General features: G+C 70.3%; 20 protein-coding genes, 1 tRNA gene and 1 other RNA gene. 5 read left to right on the forward strand and 17 right to left on the reverse strand.

Features of this window, described 5'->3' with window-relative positions:
- Nucleotide 1: 1 nt before the first annotated feature.
- Nucleotides 2-430: a division/cell wall cluster transcriptional repressor MraZ gene (gene mraZ / locus IEY70_RS08000; protein ID WP_189064481.1), complete on the reverse strand. Its 429-nt coding sequence runs from the start codon at nucleotides 428-430 to the stop codon at nucleotides 2-4.
- A 362-nt stretch (nucleotides 431-792) separates the two neighbouring features.
- On the opposite strand from mraZ, the gene IEY70_RS08005 reads away from it, so the two are divergent.
- Nucleotides 793-1,143 (forward strand): DUF423 domain-containing protein, encoded by a 351-nt coding sequence (locus IEY70_RS08005; RefSeq protein WP_189064482.1) that lies wholly within the window; start codon nucleotides 793-795, stop codon nucleotides 1,141-1,143.
- A gap of 222 nt (nucleotides 1,144-1,365) precedes the next feature.
- Here IEY70_RS08005 and rnpB read toward each other — a convergent pair.
- The 3 genes from rnpB to IEY70_RS08020 form a co-directional block, all read right to left on the reverse strand.
- Nucleotides 1,366-1,803: RNase P RNA component class A (rnpB, locus tag IEY70_RS08010), an RNA gene on the reverse strand.
- A 69-nt stretch (nucleotides 1,804-1,872) separates the two neighbouring features.
- The gene (locus IEY70_RS08015) at nucleotides 1,873-2,709 is read right to left on the reverse strand and encodes a pseudouridine synthase (protein ID WP_189064483.1); all 837 of its coding nucleotides are present in this window, start codon (nucleotides 2,707-2,709) and stop codon (nucleotides 1,873-1,875) included.
- The gene (locus IEY70_RS08020; RefSeq protein ID WP_189064484.1) at nucleotides 2,706-3,077 is read right to left on the reverse strand and encodes a hypothetical protein; all 372 of its coding nucleotides are present in this window, start codon (nucleotides 3,075-3,077) and stop codon (nucleotides 2,706-2,708) included. The genes IEY70_RS08015 and IEY70_RS08020 overlap by 4 nt, the downstream gene beginning before the upstream one ends.
- A gap of 73 nt (nucleotides 3,078-3,150) precedes the next feature.
- Here IEY70_RS08020 and truB point away from each other — a divergent pair, with 73 nt between their 5' ends.
- On the forward strand, nucleotides 3,151-4,077 hold the full coding sequence (gene truB, locus IEY70_RS08025; RefSeq protein ID WP_189064485.1) for a tRNA pseudouridine(55) synthase TruB: 927 nt from the start codon (nucleotides 3,151-3,153) through the stop codon (nucleotides 4,075-4,077).
- Between the two features lie 56 nt (nucleotides 4,078-4,133).
- Here the strand turns inward: truB and gatA are convergent, their stop codons facing one another.
- The 3 genes from gatA to IEY70_RS08040 all read right to left on the reverse strand — a co-directional run bounded on the left by gatA (nucleotide 4,134) and on the right by IEY70_RS08040 (nucleotide 7,982).
- The gene (gatA, locus tag IEY70_RS08030; protein WP_189064486.1) at nucleotides 4,134-5,606 is read right to left on the reverse strand and encodes an Asp-tRNA(Asn)/Glu-tRNA(Gln) amidotransferase subunit GatA; all 1,473 of its coding nucleotides are present in this window, start codon (nucleotides 5,604-5,606) and stop codon (nucleotides 4,134-4,136) included.
- 225 nt (nucleotides 5,607-5,831) lie between these two features.
- Nucleotides 5,832-6,425: a CAP domain-containing protein gene (locus IEY70_RS08035; RefSeq protein WP_189064487.1), complete on the reverse strand. Its 594-nt coding sequence runs from the start codon at nucleotides 6,423-6,425 to the stop codon at nucleotides 5,832-5,834.
- A gap of 360 nt (nucleotides 6,426-6,785) precedes the next feature.
- The gene (locus tag IEY70_RS08040; protein ID WP_189064488.1) at nucleotides 6,786-7,982 is read right to left on the reverse strand and encodes a tetratricopeptide repeat protein; all 1,197 of its coding nucleotides are present in this window, start codon (nucleotides 7,980-7,982) and stop codon (nucleotides 6,786-6,788) included.
- 246 nt (nucleotides 7,983-8,228) lie between these two features.
- On the opposite strand from IEY70_RS08040, the gene coaE reads away from it, so the two are divergent.
- Nucleotides 8,229-8,885, forward strand: coding sequence for a dephospho-CoA kinase (coaE, locus tag IEY70_RS08045; RefSeq protein WP_189064489.1), 657 nt, complete (start codon nucleotides 8,229-8,231; stop codon nucleotides 8,883-8,885).
- A 187-nt stretch (nucleotides 8,886-9,072) separates the two neighbouring features.
- On the opposite strand, the gene pyrG is transcribed toward coaE, so the two are convergent.
- The 7 genes from pyrG to IEY70_RS21285 all read right to left on the reverse strand — a co-directional run bounded on the left by pyrG (nucleotide 9,073) and on the right by IEY70_RS21285 (nucleotide 17,226).
- Entirely contained in the window at nucleotides 9,073-10,713 is a 1,641-nt protein-coding gene (gene pyrG, locus IEY70_RS08050) for a CTP synthase (protein WP_189064490.1), read from the reverse strand.
- 275 nt (nucleotides 10,714-10,988) lie between these two features.
- Nucleotides 10,989-11,816: a PulJ/GspJ family protein gene (locus IEY70_RS08055; RefSeq protein ID WP_189064491.1), complete on the reverse strand. Its 828-nt coding sequence runs from the start codon at nucleotides 11,814-11,816 to the stop codon at nucleotides 10,989-10,991.
- Entirely contained in the window at nucleotides 11,813-12,292 is a 480-nt protein-coding gene (locus IEY70_RS08060; protein ID WP_189064492.1) for a prepilin-type N-terminal cleavage/methylation domain-containing protein, read from the reverse strand. Before IEY70_RS08060 ends, IEY70_RS08055 begins: the two co-directional genes overlap by 4 nt.
- A complete protein-coding gene (locus IEY70_RS08065; RefSeq protein ID WP_189064493.1) occupies nucleotides 12,279-12,734 on the reverse strand; it encodes a pilus assembly FimT family protein in 456 nt (151 codons plus the stop codon). The genes IEY70_RS08060 and IEY70_RS08065 overlap by 14 nt, the downstream gene beginning before the upstream one ends.
- Nucleotides 12,731-14,734, reverse strand: coding sequence for a DUF4900 domain-containing protein (locus tag IEY70_RS08070; protein ID WP_189064494.1), 2,004 nt, complete (start codon nucleotides 14,732-14,734; stop codon nucleotides 12,731-12,733). Before IEY70_RS08070 ends, IEY70_RS08065 begins: the two co-directional genes overlap by 4 nt.
- Before the next feature lie 151 nt (nucleotides 14,735-14,885).
- Complete coding sequence (recD2, locus tag IEY70_RS08075) at nucleotides 14,886-17,021, reverse strand: SF1B family DNA helicase RecD2 (protein ID WP_189064495.1); 2,136 nt, start codon at nucleotides 17,019-17,021, stop codon at nucleotides 14,886-14,888.
- 70 nt (nucleotides 17,022-17,091) lie between these two features.
- On the reverse strand, nucleotides 17,092-17,226 hold the full coding sequence (locus IEY70_RS21285) for a hypothetical protein (protein WP_268243905.1): 135 nt from the start codon (nucleotides 17,224-17,226) through the stop codon (nucleotides 17,092-17,094).
- Nucleotides 17,227-17,507: 281 nt separating this feature from the next.
- Between IEY70_RS21285 and IEY70_RS08080 the strand changes: the two genes are divergently transcribed.
- Nucleotides 17,508-18,686, forward strand: coding sequence for an exonuclease SbcCD subunit D (locus IEY70_RS08080; RefSeq protein WP_189064543.1), 1,179 nt, complete (start codon nucleotides 17,508-17,510; stop codon nucleotides 18,684-18,686).
- 64 nt (nucleotides 18,687-18,750) lie between these two features.
- Entirely contained in the window at nucleotides 18,751-21,486 is a 2,736-nt protein-coding gene (locus tag IEY70_RS08085; protein ID WP_189064496.1) for an AAA family ATPase, read from the forward strand.
- A gap of 122 nt (nucleotides 21,487-21,608) precedes the next feature.
- Here the strand turns inward: IEY70_RS08085 and IEY70_RS08090 are convergent, their stop codons facing one another.
- The 3 genes from IEY70_RS08090 to IEY70_RS08100 form a co-directional block, all read right to left on the reverse strand.
- On the reverse strand, nucleotides 21,609-22,637 hold the full coding sequence (locus IEY70_RS08090; RefSeq protein WP_189064497.1) for a PIN/TRAM domain-containing protein: 1,029 nt from the start codon (nucleotides 22,635-22,637) through the stop codon (nucleotides 21,609-21,611).
- Between the two features lie 88 nt (nucleotides 22,638-22,725).
- Nucleotides 22,726-23,046: a hypothetical protein gene (locus IEY70_RS08095; protein ID WP_189064498.1), complete on the reverse strand. Its 321-nt coding sequence runs from the start codon at nucleotides 23,044-23,046 to the stop codon at nucleotides 22,726-22,728.
- A 133-nt stretch (nucleotides 23,047-23,179) separates the two neighbouring features.
- Nucleotides 23,180-23,254 (reverse strand) — tRNA-Val (locus IEY70_RS08100).
- Between the last annotated feature and the right edge of the window lie 32 nt (nucleotides 23,255-23,286).

The raw sequence follows: 23,286 nt of genomic DNA on the forward strand, positions 1-23,286 counted from the left end.
ATCACGCCACGAAGTTCACGAGAAGGTCTGGTTTGGGCGGGTTGTCCTGCACGGCCGAGATGGCCGCGTCCCAGCGGGCCGGGTTCCACAGTTCCAGGCGACCGGGCGCGCCCGCCACGATCACCTCGCTGTCCAGGCCCGCGAAGGCCCGCAGCGTCTGCGGCACCGACACGCGGCTCTGGTTGTCCAGCCGCGCCTTGCTGGCCCCGGAGTAGAAGAAACGCACGAACGCCCGCGATCCGGCGTCCGTGAGGGGCAGACCTTCGAGCTGCTCTTCCACGCGTTTCCAGCTGGTCAGCGGGAACACGTACAGGCAACCTTCCATGCCGCGAGTCAGGATCATGCCGTCCTCCACGAATTCACGAAAAGGCGGTGGCATGACCACTCGCCCCTTGTCGTCGATGGTGTACGGGTACTCTCCAAACGGCAACGTCTCCCCCTCAACCCCTGCGCGGTCCGGTTCACCGGTTCGCCCGGCGGAACGTCAGGCGACGCCGGACTTCGGACACGTTCAACCATGAACACGAACTAAACGTATTGAGGTTGATGCGGCGAGTGTAACAGCCATCCCCACCAATTACCACCAATTCCCACTGCCGACCCACCAGTGCCCCCTCTGTCCCCACTCAACCCCCCATCCGCCCCCACCTTCCCCGCCTCAGGGCGACCGGCCCCCACCTGCCACCGCCTGCCGCACCGGCCTGCCCCGTCAGGACACCAGCCGATCAGGGCCGTCAGGACACCAGCCAGTCAGGACACTTCCCCCTGCCCTCCCCCACTAGCATCAGCGGCATGCCTGCCCTCAATGCCCTGCGTACCGGCGCCGTCCTGGCGGCCCTGGGCGTCGCGTTCGGCGCGTTCGGCGCCCACGCCCTGAAAGCCCAGCTGACACCCGACGCCCTGACCACCTTCGAGACCGGCGTGCGCTACCAGATGTACGCCGCGCTGGCCCTGCTGATCCTGGGCACCCAGCCCACCCAGACCCGCGCGCCCTGGCCGCTGCTGGCGGGCGCCGTGATCTTCAGCGGCAGCCTGTACCTGCTGACCCTGACCGGCGTGAAATTCCTGGGCGCCGTCACGCCCATCGGCGGCGTCCTGATGATCGCTGCGTTCGTGCTGGCCGCCCTGGACGCCCGCAAGTAATACGGACTCCGATTGAATGGCTTATAAAGCCGCTGGGTCCGAGCGGATGCGAGTAGGAGAAAAAAGGGTTCCGGACGTGGAGCTGGCAATCCGGTGAAGTTCCGGATTGTCAGCGAAACAAACGGAATCCGTATTACAGGAAAAGTCCGTACCCCACGAACCACAACAGAACGACCCTCAACAGGCAGGCCGCCCCGGTTGCTCGGAGGCGGCCTGCTCGTGTGGTGCGGGGGAACTGTAAGCCGGGTTCTGTCCGTCACTCGCGTGACTGTTCGGCCATCTCTCTGGGACGCGCGTCGCCGCGCGCCTCAAGCGACCATCCTGGCGGTCATAGGGCGGGCCACCCTCGCGCACTGTCGGGTCTTGCACCGGATGGGGTTTACCAGACACTCCCGGTCTCCCGGGAGCCTGGTGCGCTCTTACCGCACCGTTTCACCCTGACCACCTGCCCGCCCGCGCCGGGGCTTCACGTACTGAAACGTCAGCAGGTGGCGGTCTGGTTTCTGTGGCACTGTCCTTCAGCTTCGCCGCCACCCGCACGCAGGCGCGCGCCGCGGGCACTTGACTCGCCGACCAGCCGTTAGCTGGCATCCCTGCCCTGCGGTGCCCGGACTTTCCTCACCCAGACTCACGCCTGGGCGCGGCCGAACATTCCCCCGCAAGGACAGAGCATAGCAGGCCGGGCTGCGGGGTTGTGGAGGTGTGGGTACCCCGCGCCCGGCACGCCCCTCAGCCCCAGCGTTTCTGAATGCGTTCCCACTCGCGGTCCCAGACGGCCGCCGGGACCTTCTCGGGGTGAAGCAGGTCCTGCAGGTCACGCCCGTCGAGTTGCTGGTACTCGCCGACCTCCATGTTGCCCAGCCACAGGCCGCCCACGCGGTAACGCAGCAGGCGCGTGACCGGCTGCCCGATCCCGTCGAGCATGCGGCGCACCTGCCGGTTGCGGCCCTGGCCGAGCGTCACGAACGCCCCGCCGCGCGCCGGGGTGGCCTGCAGCGCGCGGGCCGGGCCGTCCTCGAGTTTCAGGGTGCCGTCGGTCAGGGTGTCCAGTTCGGCCTGGGTGGGTTCCTGCTGGCCGTCCGTCCAGGCGCGGTACGCCTTCTCGTGCCCGTAACGGGGGTGGGTCATGGTCAGGGTCAGGTTCCCGTCGGTGGTCAGGAGCAGCAGCCCTTCGGAGTCGCGGTCGAGCCGCCCGACCGGGTGCAGGCCTGGGATGCGCGGCATGGCGTCCAGGACGTTGCGGCGGCCGTACTCGTCGCGGGCGGTCGTGACGTACCCGCGCGGTTTGTACAGCATGAACGTGACCTTCGGGACGCTCTCGGTCTCGATCAGTTGCCCGTCCAGGCGGATGTCGTCCGCGTCGGTGACGGTGCGGCCCAGCACGGCCACCTCGCCGTTCACGGTGATCCGCCCGGCCACGATGAGTTCCTCGGCGGCGCGGCGCGAGGCGACCCCCGCGCGGGCGAGGCGTTTTTGCAGGCGTTCCCCGCCGGGACTGGTCTGCAGGCGTTCCCTGCCGGGACTGGCGGGCGTGGAGTCAGGATGGTCAGCGGATCGGTCGGTCATAGGTGCCCCCGGCGGGATGGAAACGAGAGAATGGCCACGACGGCCAGGACGAGCAGGAAGGCGGACACGCCCAGCAGCAGCGAGCGCAGGGCGGGCGGCAGGACGTCGGCGCCGCGCAGTGCGGCGGGCAGCAGCGCGGCCACGCACAGCAGGTTCCCGCCGGCCAGTCCGGCGACCTTCACGGCGTCGGGCCTGAAACTGGCCGCGACCTGAAAGGCGCCCCAGGCCAGCAGCAGCGCGCCGCTTCCGCGCGCCAGCCACAGCGGCGACACGCCGATCAGTGCGGACACGCCCGGCGGCAGGAAGTACAGGTACAGGCCCAGCGGAACGAACAGCAGGGCGGTCAGCCAGAACGCGACACGCAACACAGGGGTCAGTCTACGCGGGCGCGGGGGTGCGTGCGCCGCTCCCGGCTGGCGCCGCTCTGGTAGCCTCACGCCTATGCCCGTGATCGCCGTCGACAAGCCCCTGAACCTCACCTCTCACGATGTCGTGAACCGTGCCCGGCGGGCGCGCGGCACGAAACGGGTGGGGCACACGGGCACCCTGGACCCCCTGGCGACCGGGGTGCTGGTGCTGTGCGTGGACGACAGCACGAAGGTCGTGCAGTTCATGGAGGCCGACAGCAAGGATTACCTCGCGTGGATCAGCCTGGGGGCCGGGACGCCGACCCTGGACGCCGAGGGGCCGGTCGAGGAGACGGGTGACGTGCCGCCCCTGGACCCGGCGCAGGTGCAGACGCTGCTGCAATCCTTCACGGGGCCGCAGGCGCAGGTGCCGCCGCAGTACAGCGCGATTCAGGTGGGTGGCCAGCGGGCCTACGCGGTGGCCCGGGCCGGGGGCGCGCTGGACCTGCCTGCCCGGAACGTGGTGATTCACACCCTGGACCTGCTGGGCGTGTTCCCCGGCGTGGAGGCCGCGCCGCGCACCTTCGACCCGCAGGACTGGACTCCTGCGGACACGGGGCACACCTTCACGCTGCCGCCCGCGCTGGGCGAGTTCCCCACCCTGCTGGTGCGGGCCAGCGTGGGCAGCGGCACGTACCTGCGCTCCCTGGCGCGCGACGTGGGCGCCGCACTCGGCGTGCCCGCGCACCTGGGCGGACTGGTCCGCACCCGCGTGGGCCGTTACGACCTGCGTGACGCCGTGACAGTGGACGACCTGCCCGGCGCGACCGGCATTCCCGATCTGGCCGCGCTGGACTTTCCGGTCATCGAGGCCGACGACCGCATGGCCCGTGAACTGCGCCAGGGCAAACGCCCGGCCTGGCCCGCGCAGGGCCGCCACGTCGTCACCCTGAACGGCGAACTGGTGGCCGTCGTGGACGGCAACGGCGAGCAGCTGAAGGTCGTGCGCGCCTGGGCGTGAGGGGGATGTGGGGTGTAGAACGAGCCGTTCCCGACAATCCACATCCCACGCCGTCTTCAGTAGCCGGGGGCCACCTGCGGCTGCGCGATCCCGATGCCTTCCAGCGCACCGGCGACCCGCACGAGGCGTTCGTCGTGCAGGGCGGGCGCGATGAACTGGATGCCGACCGGCAGCGGCGTGCCGTCCACCGTTTCGAACCCGGCGGGAACGCTCAGGGCCGGGAGTCCCGCGAGGTTGACGGCAACCGTGTCCACGTCGGCGGCGTACATGGCCAGGGGATCGCTGGTCTTCTCGCCGCGCCGGAACGCCGGGAAGGGACTGGTGGGCGTGACGAGCACGTCGAACTGCCCGAAGGCCTGCGTGAAGCGGTCGGCGATCAGGCGGCGGACCTTCATGGCCTTGCTGTAGTAGGCGTCGTAGTACCCGCTTGAGAGGGCATACGTGCCGATCAGGATGCGGCGCTGCACTTCCGGGCCGAAGCCCTGCTCACGGGTCAGGGTCATGGCCTCGGTCACGTCGCTGCCCTGGACGCGCTGGCCGTACACCATGCCGTCGAAGCGGGCGAGGTTGCTGCTGGCCTCAGGCATGGCGATCAGGTAGTACGCGGCGATGGCGTAGCGCAGTTCCGGCAGGCTGACCTCGGCGGTGGTCGCGCCCGCGCCGCGCAGGGCGTCCAGGGTGGCGTTCAGGGTGGCGTTCACGCCGGCCGTGTTCCCGGCGAGGCTCTCGGTGATCACGCCGACCCGCAGGCCGCGCAGGTCGTCGGGCGTCCCGGCGGCGAAGGCGGGCGGGGCGTTCAGGCTGGTGGCGTCGTGCGGGTCGTGCCCCGCGATGACGTTCATGATCAGCGCGAGGTCCTCCGCGGTGCGGGCGAACGGCCCGATCTGGTCGAGGCTGCTGGCGTACGCGATCAGGCCGTAACGGCTGACGCGGCCGTAGGTGGGTTTCAGGCCGTACACGCCGGTGAACGCGGCGGGCTGGCGGACGCTGCCGCCGGTATCGCTGCCCAGGCTGACAGCGCTCAGGCCCGCCGCGACGGCCACGGCGCTGCCGCCGCTGCTGCCGCCGGGCACGCGGGCCGGGTCGTGCGGGTTCAGGGTCGGGCCGTAGGCGCTGTTCTCGGTGGAGCTGCCCATGGCGAACTCGTCCATGTTGGCCTTCGCGACGATCACGGCGCCCGCCTGCACGAGCCGCGCGGCGGCGGTGGCGTCGTAGGGGCTGACGTACCCGCGCAGGATGCGGCTGCCGCTGGTGGTGGCGGTGCCGGTCACGTTGATGTTGTCCTTGACGATCACGGGCACGCCCGCGAGCGGCAAGGTCTCTCCGGCGTTCAGGCGGGCCTGCACCTGCGCGGCCTGCTCGGCGGCGTGCGGGTTGACGCTCAGGATGGCGTTCAGGTCGCGGGCCGCCTCGATGCGGGTCAGGGTGGCGGCCGTCAGGTCCTGGGGGGTCGTGTCGCGCGACTGTACGGCGCGGGCCTGTGCGGCGGCGCTACTGGCGCTGGTGGTGGGGTTGGCGGGCGCGGGCATACCCGGTCAGTCTAGCGGCGCGGCCCGGCCCGGTGCGCCCGGCTGCCTGAACCGGGGCACGGACGGCGCAGCGCACACCCTGGCACCGGAGTTCATGGCACCGGAGTTCATGGCGCCGGGGTCCATACAACAGGCCGGGCGGGACGGCTCCCCTCACAGAACCGTCCCGCCCTTTGTTTGTCGCGTGCGCCCAGCTTCAACCCTGGTGCGCTGTGCGGTCACGCTTCAGCGCGTGCCGTAATCCTGCACCCAGTAGGTGCCGTACTTGCTGCCGGGCTTGTACACGTAGCCCACGCCCACTTCTTTCAGGGTGGGGTCCATCAGGGTCTTGCAGTGGCTGGGGCTGTTCAGCCAGCCCTGCGTGACGTTCCCGAGGGTGTACCCGGCAGCGATGTTCTCGCCGATCTCCTGCCAGCCCGTGTACCCGGCGGCCTCGGCGCGCTGGGCGGGCGTGCGGCCTTCAGGCGTGACGTGGTCGAAGTAGGCGCGTTCGGCCATGTCGGTGGCGTGGGCGCGGGCGGCCCCGGCGAGGTACCCGTTCCAGGTGACGGGCGCGGCGGCGGCGAACGCTTCCGTGCCGCAGCTGCGGGGCACGGCGCGCGCCTCGTTGATCTCCTTGAGGATCTGGGCTTCCTCGGCGCTCATGACCTGACTGCCGGCGTCGTGCGCGGCGCTGCCCTGACCGCCGGTGGTGTTGCTGCTGCCGATGGCGGCGCCGGGGGTGCCTGCACTGGGGGCGCTGGGGCCGCCGCCGCAGGAGGCGAGCAGCAGGGTGGCGGCGGGAATCAGAACGGTCAGGGTCAGTTTCAGGGTAGGCATATGAGGGTCCTTTTTCGCTGTCTGAGTGAAGCAGCGGTTGAAGTGCCCTTACCTTAGCCAGAGGCCCCTTTCAGGCCGCTCACGACGCGTTTGATGAAGTGCCCCCCCGCCGATCACCCCCATATGGGGGTACGAAATCGACAGGTGCGGCCCCACTGCCTATCCGGATAAATGTCGCCTCAGACGCACTTTATGCCGCCCTCCGCTTTCCTGGCTGGGGGGAAGGCCGGTACAGCAAGGGGGCGGTCCGCCCTGATTCGCTGACCGCCCCGCAGAAAAAGTGTTGTGAGAGACCTGTGAAGCTCTGTAAGAGTTCTGTGACAGAAACAGCCCGGACCCGTCTGGCAGGCCCGGCCGGCCTCAGCGCACGCGGTTCAGGCCGTCCTGCGCGGCCTTGTAGGCCGGGCTGAGCTTCAGGGCCGCCTCGTAGTTCTCGCGGGCCTTCAGGCGGTCAGGCGCCACCGCGCCCGCGCCACGCTCGTAACTCAGGCCCAGGTAGTACAGGTACTCGGGCGTGGCGCTGCCCAGCGCGGCGGCGCGCGTCAGGTTCTCGCGCGCGGTCTTCAGGTCGCCGCCGTCCAGGTTCAGGCGACCCAGGTAGTAGTAGAACTCCGGGTACCGCAGCGGGTCGAGCGTCACGGCCTGCGTCAGCTGCGCGCGGGCGGTGGCCGTGTCCTTACTCAGGTAACTGACCACGCCGTACTGACCGACCGCGTAGGCGTTCTTGGGGGCCAGCCTCGCCGCCTGCGCCGCCTCGGGCCGGGCGGCCGTCATGTTGCCGCTCAGGGCCAGCAGCTTGGCGTAGTACGCGCGGTTGAAGGCGTCGCGGGGGTCCACGATCACCGCCTGTTGCAGGTAATCCAGCGCCTGCGGGATATTCCCGGTCGCGTAGTACATGTCGCCCAGGTTGTACAGCAGGATCGAGTTGTCGGGGTTCAGGGTGGTCGCCTGCCGGAACGCCTCGATGGCTTTCGTGGCGTCGCCCTGCAACTTGTACACGTACCCGCGCTCGTTCCAGACGCGGCTCAGTTGCACGTTCCGGCCCGTCCCGGCCGCCTGCGCGATCGCCTCGGCGTCGGTCAGGACGCGCAGCGCCTCGCTCAGGTTGCCGCTGACGGCCGCGCGGTCGCCCGCGCCGATGTACTGCTGCACGAACGCCTGCGACAGCGAGATGTACCCGTCGAAGTTGCGGCTGTCCACGCTGATCAGCCGCTTGAGCGTCTCGATCCCGGCGCTGTACAGGCGCAGTTTCACCTGCGAGCGGCCCAGGCCGATCAGGGCGTCGGTGTTGCGGGGGTCGACTTCGCTCGCGGCACGGTACGCCACGTACGCCTGATCGAACTGCCCCTGCTCGTAGTAGTACACGCCCAGCGCCACGTAATTCGCCGCCGGAATGGCCCGCACGGGCGCCGCCGGAGGCACCGCAGCGGGAGTCGGGGCTGCCGGAGCCGGAGCGGCCGGGGCCACGGGAACGGGCGTGGTGGTGGTCTGGGCCGCCGCGAGGCCCAGGGTGGTCAGCAGGCCCAGCAGGCCAGAAACAGTCGTGCGTCGATTCACTCGGAAACCTCCGTGGGGTTCAGTCCGGCAACGGTGCGCCGGGCTGACCACGCCCTGCCAGAATGTGGCATGAGCGGATAATACGTGAGAACGGTCACAGCTCGGGTGAAGTCGCTGTGAGATGCGCAGAAGCTCATTCTGACAGTCTTCACCGACCGAATGACCGGTGTCTGATAGAGACCACGCCCGGCGCGCTCCACGGCAGGCGTCCCGGCTCGCTCCGCAGTCGCTGCTACAGTCAGACACATGAGTCCCGCCGACCGTCACCCAGCCGGTAACGCACCCCCCGTGCCACCGACCGCGCCGCGCACCGTCCGCCGGATCGGACTGACCGGCAGCATCGGCGCGGGCAAGAGCACCGTCGCAGCCCTGATGCGCGCACGCGGCCTGACCGTCCTGGACGCCGACGAGCAGGCACGCCTGGTCACGCAGGACCCCGAGGTGCTGACCCTGCTGGACGCCCGTTTCCCCGGTGTGGTCGTGGGCGGCACCCTGGACCGCGCCGCGCTGGCCGCGCAGGTGTTCGGCAACCCGGCCGCGCTGACGGACCTGAACGCCATCACGCACCCACGCGTCCGGACGCGCATGGCGGCGCTGGAAGATCAGGCCGCCGCGCGCGGCGAACGCGTGGTCGTGCAGGACGTACCCCTGCTGTTCGAGGGCAGCCTGCACGCGCAGATGGACGCCGTGATCGTCGTGGATGCCCCCCTCCCGCTGCGCGTGCGGCGCGTCATGGACCGCAGCGGCCTGAGCGAACCCGAGGTCCTGGCCCGCGACGCCCGCCAGATGCCCGCCGACCAGAAACGCCAGCGCGCCACCGTCGTCATCGACAACAGCGGCGACCACGCCCACCTGGAAGCGCAGGTGGACGCCGCGCTGCGCCAGCTGGGGCTGGGCGGTTGATGGCTGATGGCTGATGGCTGATGGCTGATGGCTGATGGCTGATGGCTGATGGCTGATGGCTGATGGCTGATGGTCAACAGCGTGTGCGCGACCCGGCCTCCCCTGTCAAGGTCGCCCACGCCCCACACCCCCAACAGCGAGGGGGGCGGCCACGCCTCGCGCCGCCGCCCCCCTCCCCTGACCGTGGTTACGCCTGCTGGGCGTCCAGCGCGGCCTTGACGAAGGCGGCGAAGGGAGGGCTGGGGCGCATGGGGCGGCTCTTGAATTCCGGGTGGGCCTGCAGGGCCACGAAGAACGGGTGGCCGGGAATCTCGATGGTTTCCACGAGGCCCGCGCCGCGCCCTTCCACGCCGGGAGTCACGCCGCTGATGACCAGTCCGGCGTCCTGAAGCTGGCGGGTGTACGCGGGGTTCACCTCGAAGCGGTGGCGGTGGCGTTCGCGGACGGTGCCGCCCTGCGGAACGCCGTACAGTTCGGCGATCTTCGTGCCGGCCTGGAGGTCCATGGGCCAGTCGCCCAGGCGCATGGTGCCGCCCATCCCGGCCACTTCCAGCTGTTCGGGCATCAGGTCGATGACCTTGTGCGGGGCGTACTCGTCGAACTCGGCGCTGTTCGCGCCTTCCAGGCCGGCCTTGTGGCGGGCGTACTCGATCACGGCGATCTGCATGCCCAGGCAGATGCCCAGGTACGGGGTGCCGCTCTCGCGGGCGTACTGCGCGGCGCGGACCTTGCCCTCGATCCCGCGAATGCCGAACCCGCCGGGCACCAGAATCCCGTCGGCAGCGGCGAGGCGTTCCCGCACGTCGTCGGGCGTGACGCTGGCGTCGGCGAGGTCCTCGGCGTTCACCCACTGGATGTTCACGCGGGCGTCGTTGGCGATCCCGGCGTGCGTAAGGGACTCCATGAGGCTCAGGTACGCGTCGGGCATGGCGGTGTACTTCCCGGCAATGGCGATCGTGACCTCGCGGGTGGGCTGCTTGATGGTCCTGACGGCGTTCTGCCACACGCCCAGGTTCGGGTGCGTGCGTTCCAGGGCCAGGATGTCCTCGACGGTCTTGCCCAGGCCCTGTTCCTCCAGGGCAAGGGGCACCTCGTACACGTGCGACACGTCGAAGCTGGAGAACACCCGGTTCTCGCGCACGCTGGTGAACGCGGCGATCTTGCGGGTGATCTCGGCCGGGAGTTTCTCCTTGCTGCGGACCATCACGATGTCCGGGCTGATGCCCACGGAGCGCAGTTCCGCGACCGAGTGCTGGGTGGGTTTGGTCTTGAACTCGTTGCTGGTACCCAGGTACGGCACCAGGGTCAGGTGCAGGTACAGGACGTTCTCGTCGCCCTCGTCGAACTTGAACTGCCGGATCGCCTCGAGGAACGGCAGGCTCTCGATGTCGCCCACGGTGCCGCCCACCTCGATCAGGACGATCTCGGCCCCGGCGCGTTCACCGGCGGCGCGGATGCGGCTCTTGATCTCGTCCGTGACGTGCGGGATGACCTGCACGGTCTGCGACAGGTAATCCCCGGCGCGTTCCTTGCGGATGACTTCCTGGTACACCTGCCCGGTCGTGATGTTGCTGCCCGGCGGAATGTCCAGGTCCAGGAAGCGTTCGTAGTTACCGATGTCCAGGTCCGTCTCGGCGCCCGAGGCCGTGACGAAGACCTCGCCGTGCTCGTAGGGGCGCATGGTGCCGGCGTCGATGTTGATGTACGGGTCGATCTTGACGGCCGTGACGCGGTAGCCGCGCGCGCGCAGCAGCGCCCCGAGGGACGCGCTGGCCACGCCTTTACCGAGGCTGCTGACGACGCCGCCTGTAACGAAGATGTATTTCATGTCTGACCGCGAGCGCCCGCCCCACGCGGGGCCACCCCACTGCAACGGGGCCAAAAAGAAAAACCGGGGCGCTCGGCCTCCGGGATTTGATCCTATCACACGGACTCCGATTGAGTGGGCTGCGAAGCCCATGCAATCCGAGCGGATGCGAGAAGGAGCCAGGCGGGTTCCGGGCGTGGAGTTGGCAACCCGGTGGGGTTCCGGGTTGTCAGCGAAACAGACGGAATCCGTATCGCACCGGCCCACCCGGCAAGGCAGGCCGGCGGGTGGGCGCGTCAGGGGTTCAGGCGGCCCACGTTGCGCGGCGAGACCAGCACGCCCTGCACCCAGGTGGTGGGGTCGGTGCCGGGGCGGGCCGGGACGACCACGGCCTTGCCTGCCACGGTGCGGCTGACGCTGAGGTTCACGGTCACGCGGGTCTGCCCGGCCACCTGCGGCCCGGCGGGCGGCGCGGTGAACAGCGGGGGCAGGCCGGTCACGGCGGGCTGCACGTAGTCCAGCAGGAGTTTGCCGTTCGCGCCGTTCAGGCCGCCGGGGGCCAGGGCCGTCAGCTCGGTGACGGTGGGCGGCGTGGTCTGCACGAGGTTCTTGGTGTACTCGATGAGCAGCCAGCTGCCTTCGTTGCTGGGGTCCGCGCCGGGATCGTTCTGGGTACCGGTGGAGTCGTCAACCCAGGTTTTACGCAGCACCGGGTAATAGGCCTTGAACTTGTAGCAGGCGTTCCCGTTGGTGGAGCTGCAGCCGCTCACAGCTTCCTGCGGGGCCTTCACGATGGCGAGGATGGGTGCCGAGGCGCTGCCGACCACCCAGGCGCCCCCGCCGGGCCGTTTGGTCGTATCTCCGCCGCCCAGGTTCAGGGTGGTGCCCTGCGGGTACACGTACGCGGCCTCGCGGACGTTGGCGATCAGGTAGTTCTGCGCGATCTGGAATTCCTGAAGCAGGTCGTTGCGCGCCTGAAGGTCACCGGACGACCGCGACGACGAGATGAGTAACGAGGACGCGGCGAACATGATGATCAGGGCCAGCGCGACGGCCACGAGCAGTTCGATCAGGGTGAAGGCGGCCGTGTGCACGTCGGGGCGGGTTGGCGGCGGGGTGGTCATGGGCGGGCCACGTCCACGCTGAGGCTGGAGGTCGCGCCGCCCAGCGTGACCTGCACGTTGATGCGCCGCACGGGCGCGGTGTCCGGTGGGTTGCTGCCGCAGGTGGTGTTCAGGGCGGGGGTGCCGGTGGGGTTGCCGTTCACGTCCAGGTTGGTCAGCGTGACCTGCGCGCCTGCCGGGAGGGGCTGGGTCGCGCAACGCTGGTCGTAGTTGGCGACACTGAGCCAGTCGCCGCGCACGGCCTCGATGACCTGCTGCGCCTGCTGCGTGGCCGTGACCTGCTGGTTGCTGCGGCGCGTCAGGCCGAAAAAGCCGGTCAGGGGGGTCAGGACGACCAGGGCGATGACGCTGGTCAGGAACACGGCCACGAGCACCTCGATGATCGTGAACCCCTGCGTGCGGCCGGTCTGCGCGGGCGTGGTCTGCGCGGGCGTGGTCCGGGTGGGCGTGGGCTGGGTGCGGTTAGTTCGTTGCATCGATCATGACCTTTCCGGTGATTCCGACGACCTTGACCTTCAGGCTGCGCGTGCCGCCGGGGCTGGTGAGGGTCCAGGTGACGCCGTTGCCGCCAGTGGTGCCGGTCGGGGCGACGTACACGACGCTGGGGCCGCCGCTCGCGCCGGTCAGCGTGACCCCGGCTGGCAGCGTGCGCGTCTGCGGCGTTCCGGCGCGCGTGAAGGTGTACGTGGACGAGTTGGCGGCGACCGTGACGCTGGCGGACTGCCCGGTTTTCAGGGCCTCGCTGCGCGCCTGGCGCAGGTCGCCGGTCAGTTGCGAGGCGGCCTCGCGCACCTGGTTGGCGCGGTACGTGCCGATCAGCGAGAAGCTGAAGATACCCGCCACGACTGCCAGGATGGCCATGGCAATCAGCAGTTCCAGCAGCGTGAAGGCGGCCTGCCGGGTGCGGGCGGCCTTCACGGGTTCCCTGCCGTGCTGACGGTGTCGCCGCGCAGGCGGGGTTCGGCGACGGGGGTGGCGCCGTCGTACAGGCCGACCGTCCAGGTTTCGGCTGTCGGGAAGTACGGGGGGCGCAGCCCGGCCAGGGTGCGGGGGTCGAACACGAAGTTGCGGCTGTACCCGGTCTGCTGCACGTCGCCGCTGGTGGTGCCGAACGCGCCGTAGTAGTTCTCGATGACGCCGCCGATCAGGTTGACGCTGCCCAGGGCGCCGCCGGTGTTGTAGCCGTCGACCTGCACGGCGCCCTGTCCGGCCATCAGGACGGCGTGGATGGTGGGGTTGTTCCCGAGTTCGGTGGCTTTGCCGTTGCCGGGGCGGATGAGGTTCACGTTGCCCTGGCTGGCGTAGATGCCCAGGATGTTCTGTGCGTTCAGGTTGGTGCAGGGGGCGGGCGTGACGGTGCCGTCCGGGTTGCGGGTGTGCGCGCCGCTGCACGGGGGGTCGGCGTAGCGCAGGTCGCTGGTGATGTCGATGTCGCCGTCGGCGGCCAGGGTCACTCCGGCAAAGGGGGCGATGGCGGCGCCTGACGCGGCGTTCGGTCCGGCGTTCAGGCTGCCGACGTTCCCGCTGACGTGGATCACGCCGTTGAAGCCAGCGGCGGGCGTGCCGGGCGCGAAGGTGCCGTCGGGGTTGCGGGTGGCGTCCTGCCAGCTGCCGTCGGGCGCCAGGATGCGCAGGCGGCGGTCCGTGCCGAAGGCCAGCTGGGTGGTGACGGGCGCGCCGCCCGCGTCGGTGGTGAATGTCACGCGCTGCACGTCCTGCCCGCCGACCGTGTCTCGGTACAGGCTGAGGCTGCTGACGTTCCCGGCAATGGCGATCCCGCCCGCCTGCGCCGCCGCCTGCTGGTTGTTGCCGTTGATGGGCAGCGGCAGGACCGGCGAGTCCCAGTCCACGCCCGCCGCGAAGGTGGGGGCAATACTGGGGTTGGCGGCGCAGGCCGTGTCGCCGGTGGCACACTCGGTGGGCGCGCTGGCGCTGGGGGTCATGTCGGCGGCGCTGCGGTAGGTTCCGGCGAAGTACGCGCCGGGCTGCGCGGCGGCCTTCGTGATGGCGTTGCACTGCGGCCCCAGGCTCCCGGCGGGGCAGCCGGCGCTGGTGACGGCCCCCCCGAACCAGGGTTTGCCCTGGAACATGAACTGCTGGTTGGTGTGGACCGGGCCGCTGAACAGGGTGCGGCTGGTGAAGGTGATGCGGTCGCTGCTGTTCTCGGAGGCGGCGCTGTTGAAGTGGTGGTTGGTCAGCAGGGCGTAGGGGGCCAGCGAGGGCTGGCTGACCAGCAGGTTCAGGGTGGGCAGGTTCGACCGGACCCGGACGGTGCGGGTGGCCGCCCCGGCGCGGCCCGTGACGACCACGTCGGGTACTTCGAAGGTCACGCGGTACTGGGTGGCGCTGTCCCGGATGACGGCCAGGGGTTTCAGGCCGTAACTGACGGTGTACGTGGAGGCGTCCTGATCGCCGTTCAGGGGGACGCCCTGCGTGCCGGAGAACAGGTCGGACCAGAAGCGGCTGCGGACCTCGGGGGTGGCTCCGGCGATGCCGGCTTCCAGGAAGGCCTGCTGGTTCACGGCGTTCACGAGCAGCGAGACGCGGGCGTTCACGCCAGTGCCGGCGCTGTTCAGGCCGGTCGTGGGGTTCAGGGTGCAGAGGGTCGCGCCGTCAGCGGCGGCGGGCAGGCTGCTCAGGCCGCACAGCGCGGCGAGGTCGCTCATGACCTGCGCGCCGTCCGGGGGCAGAGAGGCGCTGCTGAGCAGGCCGCCCATGACGCGCAGCCGGGCCTGCACGCGGGCCGCGCCGGACTCGGCGGCGAACTGGGCGCGCACGATGGCATCCTGATCGACGCTGGAGCGCCGGGTGGCGAGCGTGACCTGAGCGGTGACGCTCATGATCACGGCCAGGATCAGCATGACGAACAGCAGCGACACGATCAGCGTCGCGCCCTGGGTACGATCTGATGGCCGCATGGCTCCCAGTATGGGCCGCGAATGAGAAAAATCTCACCCCCAATGCGGGGACTGTGAAAATCCTCAAATCCGCGTGACTTCCAGTGACAGTTCTGTAAGATGGTTTGCCCGATTCAGCGCCGGGTGTGTGCAGGAACCTGAGCGGGCCAGCCTACCGGGCGCGGATGCGTTCCAGCAGCGCCGTGTGCCGCTCCTCGCGCTGACGGCCCGCCGCCCGCTGCCACGCGCTGCCGGACCCCACCGCGAAGAAGCGTTCGCGGGCGCGGGTCAGGGCCGTGTACACGAGGTTGCGGCTGAGCATGGGCATGTGCGCCTCGTGCAGCACGCCCAGCACGGTGCCCCACTCGCTGCCCTGCGCGCGGTGCACCGTCAGCGCGTACCCGAGTTGCAGGTTGAACAGTTCCGCCCCCGCGAGTTCCACGATGTTCCCGTCGAAATCCACGGTCAGGCGCGACCCGTCGGCTTTCAGGACGGTGCCGACCGTGCCGTTGAAGACCTCGTTCGTGTAGTCGTTCTTGGTCTGCACGACCACGTCGCCGGGCCGGGCGTGCGCGTCCGCGATGCGCACGCCGCCCTCGCCGGGGTTGAACAGGCCCTGCAGGTGGTGGTTGAGCATGTCCACGCCCAGCGGTCCCTTGCGCATGGGCGTCAGGACCTGCACCTGCGTGGGGCCGCCCAGGTCGCGGACCAGCAGCGCCACGCGCCGCGCGCCGACATCCGGTTCGGTTTCCGTGATGTTCAGGCGCGGGTCGCCCCACGCGGGCGCCTGTCCTTCCAGCAGGCCGTGCGCGGCGCGGATGATGGGGTTCTCGGCCGCCTGCCGGTACACCTGCGTCAGGCGCACGGTGGGCGCGGTCTGCGTCAGGGCGTGCAGGGGCAGGCCGGCGTCCACCGGGGGCAGCTGGTCGGTGTCGCCCACCAGCAGCACCCGCGCGCCCGGCGCGACCGCCGAGAGCAGCGAGAGCATCAGGCCGTCGCCGCACATGCTGACCTCGTCGACGATCAGCAGGTCGTACGGGGCGGGTTCCAGGTGGTTGTGCCGGAAGCCCGCCGGGCCGTACCCCAGCAGGCGGTGAATGGTGCTGGCCGTGCGGCCCGTCACCTCGCCCAGGCGGCGGGCGGCCTTGCCGGTCGGGGCGCACAGGCCGACTTCCAGGCCCAGGCTCTCGGCGAGGTCCGCGACGGCGCGGGTGGTGGTGCTCTTACCGGTGCCGGGGCCGCCGGTCAGGACGACCAGCCGGTGATCGGCCAGCAGGTCCAGCACGCCCGCCTGCTCGGCGGACAGGCCCTTTGCTGCGCCTTTCGGGACGATCCACTCGTCCCCGGCGGGGGGCGTGGCGATCAGCGTGCGGATCAGGCCCGCGAGTTTCTTCTCGGCGCGCAGGGTGGGCGGCAGGTAGATGCGACTGGAATCGTGCAGCGCGTCCTGCGTGTCCAGCAGCGGCGGCGTGTCGTCGCTCAGGCGGCCCAGTTCCACGGCGGTTTCCACGGCCAGCCGGGCCTGGGCGGGGGTCACGCGGGTGTAGTGCGCCACGCCCCGCTCCGCGCGGGCACGCGGCAGGAACGAGTGCCCGCCCTGCTGCGCCGCCTGTTGCAGGGCGTACACGGCGGCGGCGGTCAGGCGGCGCGGGTCGTCCAGGGCGCCGCCCTGCGCCTGCCACAGCTTGTCGGCGGTCAGAAAGCCGATGCCCTCGACCTCGGTCAGCACGAACAGGTCCGCCTGCAGGCGTTCCAGCGCCGCCTCGCCGAAGTGCTTCACGGCCCGCTGCGCCTGCGAGATGCTCAGGCCCAGGCCCTGCAACCCGGCCAGCAGGCGGCGTTCCAGGCCCTGCTGCGACCAGCTCTGGGTCATCTTGTGCAGGGTGCTGGCCGTCACGCCCGGCACCTGCAACAGCCGGTCCGGGTCGTTCTCCAGGATGTCGAAGGTCGCCGCGCCGAACATCCCGGCGATCCGCCCGGCCAGGACCTTGCCCACGCCGCCCACCCGCGCCTCCAGGTACGCGGCGATTCCGGCGTCGGTCAGGTCGGTCGGCTGGGCCTCCAGCACGAGGTTCAGCACGCGGTACTGGTACCCGTACTCGCGGTGCTCTTCCATCAGCACGTCGGCGCTGAAGGTATCCCCGGCCTCCAGGGGCGGCATCACGCCGATCACGGTGGCGTCGGGGTCCTCGCCCTCCTCGTTGCGGATGCGGGCGGTCATGACCGTGAAACCCGAGTCCGCACGGAACCGCACCCTGTTCACACCGCCAGACACGCGGAAAGTCTCGGCAGGAGAGGAAAACGACATAGACCAGCAGCATAGCAAGCCCCGGCCCATTCCGCCATGAACAAAACGGGGCCGGGGCGCGGAAAGGGGGTCAGCGGCGGCTGAGGCGACGGGCGGCGCGGCGCACCCAGCGGGTCAGGGAGCGGGCCGGGCGCTGGGAGCGGGCCACGTCCTGCGTTTCCCGCAGGCGGGCTTTGGTGTACAGGTCGAGGTCATTGCTATACATGCCAGTATCTTTGCAGTGTTTGCCGGAAATAAATATGATAAATGACCCGTTGAATACATATTCAGGGGCCTTTCAAGTATTCATCTTTTCTCTCTGGACAGAACAGGCTGGTTGGCGAGCATACAGACACCAGCACCTGCCTTTTGCCAGCCGCGCAGGAGTCAGGGCCACGCAGGTGCCAGGAATGACGGTCAGGTAGCCAGAGTGGCGTATGCACTGGCAGGCGGTCCGTATGCAGGCGCGGTCGGGGTGAGGTGGGCTCCATGCTATTTTTTTCTGTGATGCGCGTACTTCATACTGCTGATTTCCATGCCGGGCGATCCCTGCGTGGCTTTGACCGGACGCCGGAAGTGCACGACGCCCTGACCGAGATCGCCGGACTGGCCCGCACGGAACGCGCGGACGTGGTCCTGGTATCCGGCGACCTGTTCGACACGGGCAACCCCAGCGCCGACGCCGAGGCCGCCGTGTTCGACTTCTTCCTGCGTCTGCGCGACCAGGGCGTTCCGGGCGTGGTCATCGCCGGGAACCACGACAGCGCCGCGCGCCTCGCGTCGGTCACGGGGCTGCTGGGCTGGGTGGGCGTGCAGGTCGTCGCGCAGCCCACCGCGAACCCGGCCGACATGATCCGCACCGTCGAGACGCGCGGCGGCGAGCGGCTGGTCGTGGGCGCCCTGCCGTACCTGTCCGAGCGGCGGCTGGTGAAGGCCGCCGACCTGCTGGGCGGCGACACCGGCGCGTGGCGGCAGAAGTACCGCGAGGGCATGGGCTTCTTCCTGCGCCGCCTGGGCGAGGGCTTTACCGGGAGCAGCGTGAACATGCTCATGGCGCACGCCACCATGGACGGCGCCGTTCCCAGCGGGTCCGAGCGCACCATGCAGTTCGACCTGACGAACAGTTACACCCTCTCGGGCCTGCAACTGCCGCCCGGCGCGCAGTACGTGGCGCTGGGGCACGTGCACAAGCCGCAGCAGGTCTCCGACACGCCGCCCGCGTACTACCCCGGCAGCGTCATTCAGCTGGATTTCGGTGAGGCGGGCGAGAAGAAACAGGTGAACCTCGTGGAGGTCGAGGCCGGACGGCCCGCCCGTGTGCACGCCCTGCCGCTCGTCAGCGGGCGGGAACTGCGGACCGTGCGCGTGGACCTGGAGAACGTCGAGTCGCGCCTCGCGGCCCTGAGCGACTTCGGCGGCCTGCTGAAGGTCGTGGTGCGCGCCCCCGCCGGGACCGCCCTGCCCGGCCTGAAGGACCGCGTGCTGAAACTCGCGCCTACCACCCTGGCCGTCGAACTGGACGCCGCGCAGGAGGACCTCGCCACGCCCGACCTGAAACGCGAGGGCCTGAGCCTGATGGACCTGTACGAACGCTACCACCGCGAGAAACGCGGCGAGTTGCCCGACGACCTGCGCGCCGCCTTCCGCGAAGCCGACGAACTCGCCCGCACCGAGGAGAGCGCGTGAAGCGCACAGAGCCATCTGCCATCCGCCATCTGCCATCAACCATCAACACGCCGGAGGCGCCCCGATGAAGCCGATCAAACTGGAGTTGCAGGGATTCACGGCGTTCCGGCAGTTCACGAGTCTGGAGTTCGGGGACCTGGAACTGTTCGCGCTGGTCGGGCCGACCGGGAGCGGCAAGAGCAGCCTGCTGGACGCCATGACGTTCGCGCTGTACGGGCAGACGGCGCGGCTGGGCGCGTCGGGACTGGACGCGCTGATCTCGCAGGGCGAGCGGGGCCTGTCGGTCAGCCTGACGTTCGAGGTGGCCGGCGTGACGTACCGCGCCTCGCGCACGAAGGGCCGCAGGCAGGCCGAGAACGAGGTGCGTTTCGAGCGGCTGGACGCGAACGGCCGATGGGCGAACCTGTCGGACGGCGGGGCCAAGGGCATCAGCGAACGCATCCGGCGGGCGGTGGGCCTGGACTTCCGGACGTTCGCGCGCAGCGTGATGCTGCCGCAGGGCGAGTTCTCACGGGTGCTGCACGGCACCGGCAGGGAGCGGCAGGCGCTGCTGGGCGAACTGACAGGGCTGGATCACGTGGCGGCCATGCAGCGGGTCGCCTCGGACCGCGCCAAGACCCTGAAACTCGAAGCGCAGAGCCTGAGCGGCCTGCTGGACTCCGAGTACGCGGGCGTGACCGCCGAGGCGGCCGACACGCTGCGCGCCGAGCGGGAAGCCACGGACGCCGAGGCCGGACGCCTGACCGACGCGCGCGAGGCGCTTCAGGCCGCGCAACTGCGGCTGCGCGAGCAGGAACGCGTGTGGAAGGCCCGCGAGGACACCGCCCGCCGCCTGAACGCGCTGGAAGCCCGCGCCGCCGGGGTGCAGGCCGGGGCCGAGCAGGCGGCCCGCGCGCGGCGCGTGTCGGGCGTGCTGCCTCTGCTGGACGCCGCCGAACGCGCCCGCATCGCCGCCGAGCGTGAACGGCGTGACCTGCGGGCCGCGCAGGACGCCGCCGACGTGGCCGCCCGCGCCGCGCAGGACGCCGCCGCCGCGCTGGACGCCGCGCAGACCGCCGAGACCCGCATCCCGGACTTGGAGGCCCGCGCCGAGGCCCTGCGGGACGCCGAGGGTGACGCCGCGCGCCTCAAACGCGCCGGGGGCACCCCGCAGACCACGCACGCCCAGCCGCTCGACTGGGACGAGGACGCCTTCCAGACGGCCCGCGAGGGCGCGCAGCGGGCCGAGAAGAACCGGCAGGAGCGCACGCTGATCTCTGCGGAACGCACCAGCCTGCGGGCCGCGCAGGACCGCTTTGCGGCCGAGGAACGCGCGCAGGAGCAGGGGCAGGCCGAAATGACCCGCGTGCAGCGCGAGGGCACCCGGGCAAAAACGGACCTGGAAGCCGCGCAGAAGGCCCTCGAGGCAGCCCGGATCGACGCGGGCCTCGCCTCGTACCGCGCGCACCTGCACGTCGGGGACGACTGCCCCCTGTGCGGGCAGACGGTCCGCACGCTGCCCGCCGCGCCCGCCGCCGACCTGAGCACCTTCGAGGCGCAGGTCGCGGCGCTGGGCGCGACCCTGGAGGACCGCCGCACGCGCTTCACGGACCTGCGAAGCGCGCAGAAGGTCCGGCAGGCATGGCTGGACGAGAAACGCGGCGAGTACCGCAACTGGGACGAGCAACTCACGCAGCGCGAGGCGGACCTGCGCGCCGCCGAGGCCCTGGTCGTCGGCGACCCGCAGACCGACGCGGCCCGCCTGCTGGCCGGACTGGCCGCCCGCGTGCGCGCCGCCGGTCCCGACCCGGCCCGCGCGCGCCGCGCCGCCCTGGCCGACATTCAGGCCCTGCGCGCCGCCACGCAGGCCGCGCTGGGCGCCGTGGCCCGCGCGCAGGGTGACGCCGCCGCGACCGCCGCCACGCTGCGCGGCGTGCAGGGCACCGCCGACCGCCGCCAGCAGGAGGCCGCCGAGGCCCTGGCCGCCCTGAACGCCGCCCTGAACGCCCTGAATCTGGACGCCACGCAGGCCCGCGCCGCCGCCCTGCCCGAGGCCGACATCGCCGCGCTGGAGGAGGCGGCCCGCACGCACGGAGCGCAACTCGCGCAGCTGCGCGAAGCCCTGAACGAACTGGACCGGCAGCTGGGCGCCGCGCCGTTCGACCCGGCCGCGCTGGCGCAGGTGGCCCGCGACCTGACCGCCACCGACGCCGCCCTGAGCGCTGCCCGCGAACGCGCCGGGAGTCTCGCCGAGCAGGAACGCTCGGTGCGCGAACGCCTGGAACGCAAGGCGGAACTTCAGGAACGCGCGCTGGCCGCCTCGCGCACGCTGGACACCTGGCAGGCGCTGACGAACAGCCTCAAGGCCAACGAGTTCCAGCAGTTCCTGCTGGCCGAGATCGAGGCGCAACTCCTGACCCGCGCCGGCATCCTGCTGCACGAGATCAGCGACGGCCGCTACCGGCTGGCCCTCCAGACCGGCGAGTACGTCGTGCAGGACCTCTGGAACGCCGGCGAGGTGCGCGGCGTGAAGACCCTGTCCGGCGGCGAGACCTTCCTGGCGTCCCTGGCGCTGGCCATCGCCCTGAGCGACTACCTCGCAGGGAACAAGGTGCTGGGCGCGCTGTTCCTCGACGAGGGCTTCGGCACGCTGGACCCGCAGGCGCTGGAAGCGGTGGCGAACGCCCTGGAGAACCTGCGCACGCAGGGCCGCATGGTGGGCGTCGTCACGCACGTCGAGAGCCTCAGCGAACGCCTGCCCAGCCGGCTGCTCGTCACCAAGAGCGTGGCAGGCAGCTCCGTGCAGCGACTGGACCTGTAACGGGGGCGGTTCGCGGGCACCCTAACCGAGCACAGAGCTCAATGGAGAGTGGTGAGTGGACGGGACGCCAGAGCATCCGGTCCACTCACCACTTTTCACTCCCTCGTACCCCGCGCGGGCGGTTACGGCTGGTTCTCTTCCCGGTCCAGTTTGGCGAAGATCATGCGGCCCACGTTCGTCTGCACGTTGTTCACCACGAGCACGCGGGTGGGCTTGCCACGGAACTTCAGGCCTTCCTCCACGACGACCATGGTGCCGTCCTCTAGGTACCCGACGCCCTGATCCTTCTGCTGGCCGCCCTTGCTGATGGTGACGGTCAGGTGATCCCCGGCCTGCACCTGGGGTTTGAGGGCCACGGCCGCCTCGTGAATGCTCAGGATCTGCACGCCGTGCAGCCGGGCGATCTTGCCGAGGTTCCCGTCGTTGGTGATGATGCGCGCGCCGGTCTCGCGGGCCAGCCGGATCAGTTTGTCGTCGGTGGTGGGCAGCGCCGGGTCGTCCCAGTCCTCGACGCGCAGCGGCCGGACCTCGCGCAGTTCCTCCAGGACGGCCAGGCCGCGTTTGCCGCGCGTGCGTTTCTGCGCGTCGTGACTGTCCGAGAGGGTCTGGAGTTCCCGCAGGATGAAGCCCGGTACGACGATGTCGCCGTCCAGGAAGCCGGTGCGGGCCAGTTCCAGGATGCGGCCGTCGATGATCACGTTACTGTCGAGCAGTTTGCTGCCGGGGCGGCGGCGCACCTGCGGGAAGGCCAGCAGCCCGAAGGCCTCGGCGTTCCGCACGGCGAACGACACGAAGAACGCGCCCAGACTGAGGGTGATGATCACGTTCCACACCCAGTTGTACAGCGGCAGGCTCCGGAGCAGCGTGCTGATCAGGACGCTCAGCAGCAGCGCGACGATCAGGCCGAAGGTCGCGGCGGCCACGGTGCGCGGCGACAGGCCCGCGTACCAGCGGGCGTAGCGTGCCAGCAGGGCCTGCGCGGCACTCTCGATGCGGGGCGCGAGCAGCAGCGCGATCAGCGTCCCGGCCAGCATGAGGCTCAGGGTGTTCACCCAGCCCAGTTCGGTGGGTTGCGCGGCGGCCAGCGCGCGCCCGGCCACTGCGCCCAGCAGCAGGCCCAGCAGCATGACAAACAGGCGGACAGGAAGCACGCCCATCAGTCTAACCGCTCGCACGCAACGGTTGTCCCCAGGTTTCCCGACCCATGCCCCCGGTCCGTACCCGGCGGGCGGGCCGCCGTCAACGGGAAGTGTGGCGGCGGGACTGCGCGGCATGCACCACGCGGGCCGGTTCCAGATCCACCCACCAGGTCAGGGCGGCCGTGACCGCCGCGATCAGGCACGCGAGATACAGCGGCCAGCCGGAACTCAGGCTGGTCAGGAACGTGACGGCCAGCAGCGCCAGGACGGCCAGCACTCCGGCAAGCAGCACCAGGGCGCCGCGCCAGAAACCGGGACGGTCGCGGTAATGCAGTCGGCGGGCGGCGCCGCGCAGGGTAAGCAGGGCGTACAGGCTGGCACCCGCCGCCGCCGCTGTGAGGAAGAAGTCGAGGTCAGACATGCGGTCTGGAATCCTACAGCGCCGCGCGCCACTCCCGGTGCGCTGTTTCGTGAGCGTTCCCCTGAGGGTTTCAGCACCGGGCTCTCATGGACGGTATACAGAAAAAACCCCCGCCTGGGCGGGAGTTTCCGGTTGGTAGACTCGAGGAGATTTGAACTCCTGACCCCTACAGTGTCAATGTAGTGCTCTACCCCTGAGCTACGAGTCTATGTGCCGTGCAGCGCGGCGCTGCGTGGGCGG

The organism is Deinococcus seoulensis, from assembly GCF_014648115.1.
Taxonomy (GTDB): Bacteria; Deinococcota; Deinococci; order Deinococcales; family Deinococcaceae; genus Deinococcus; species Deinococcus seoulensis.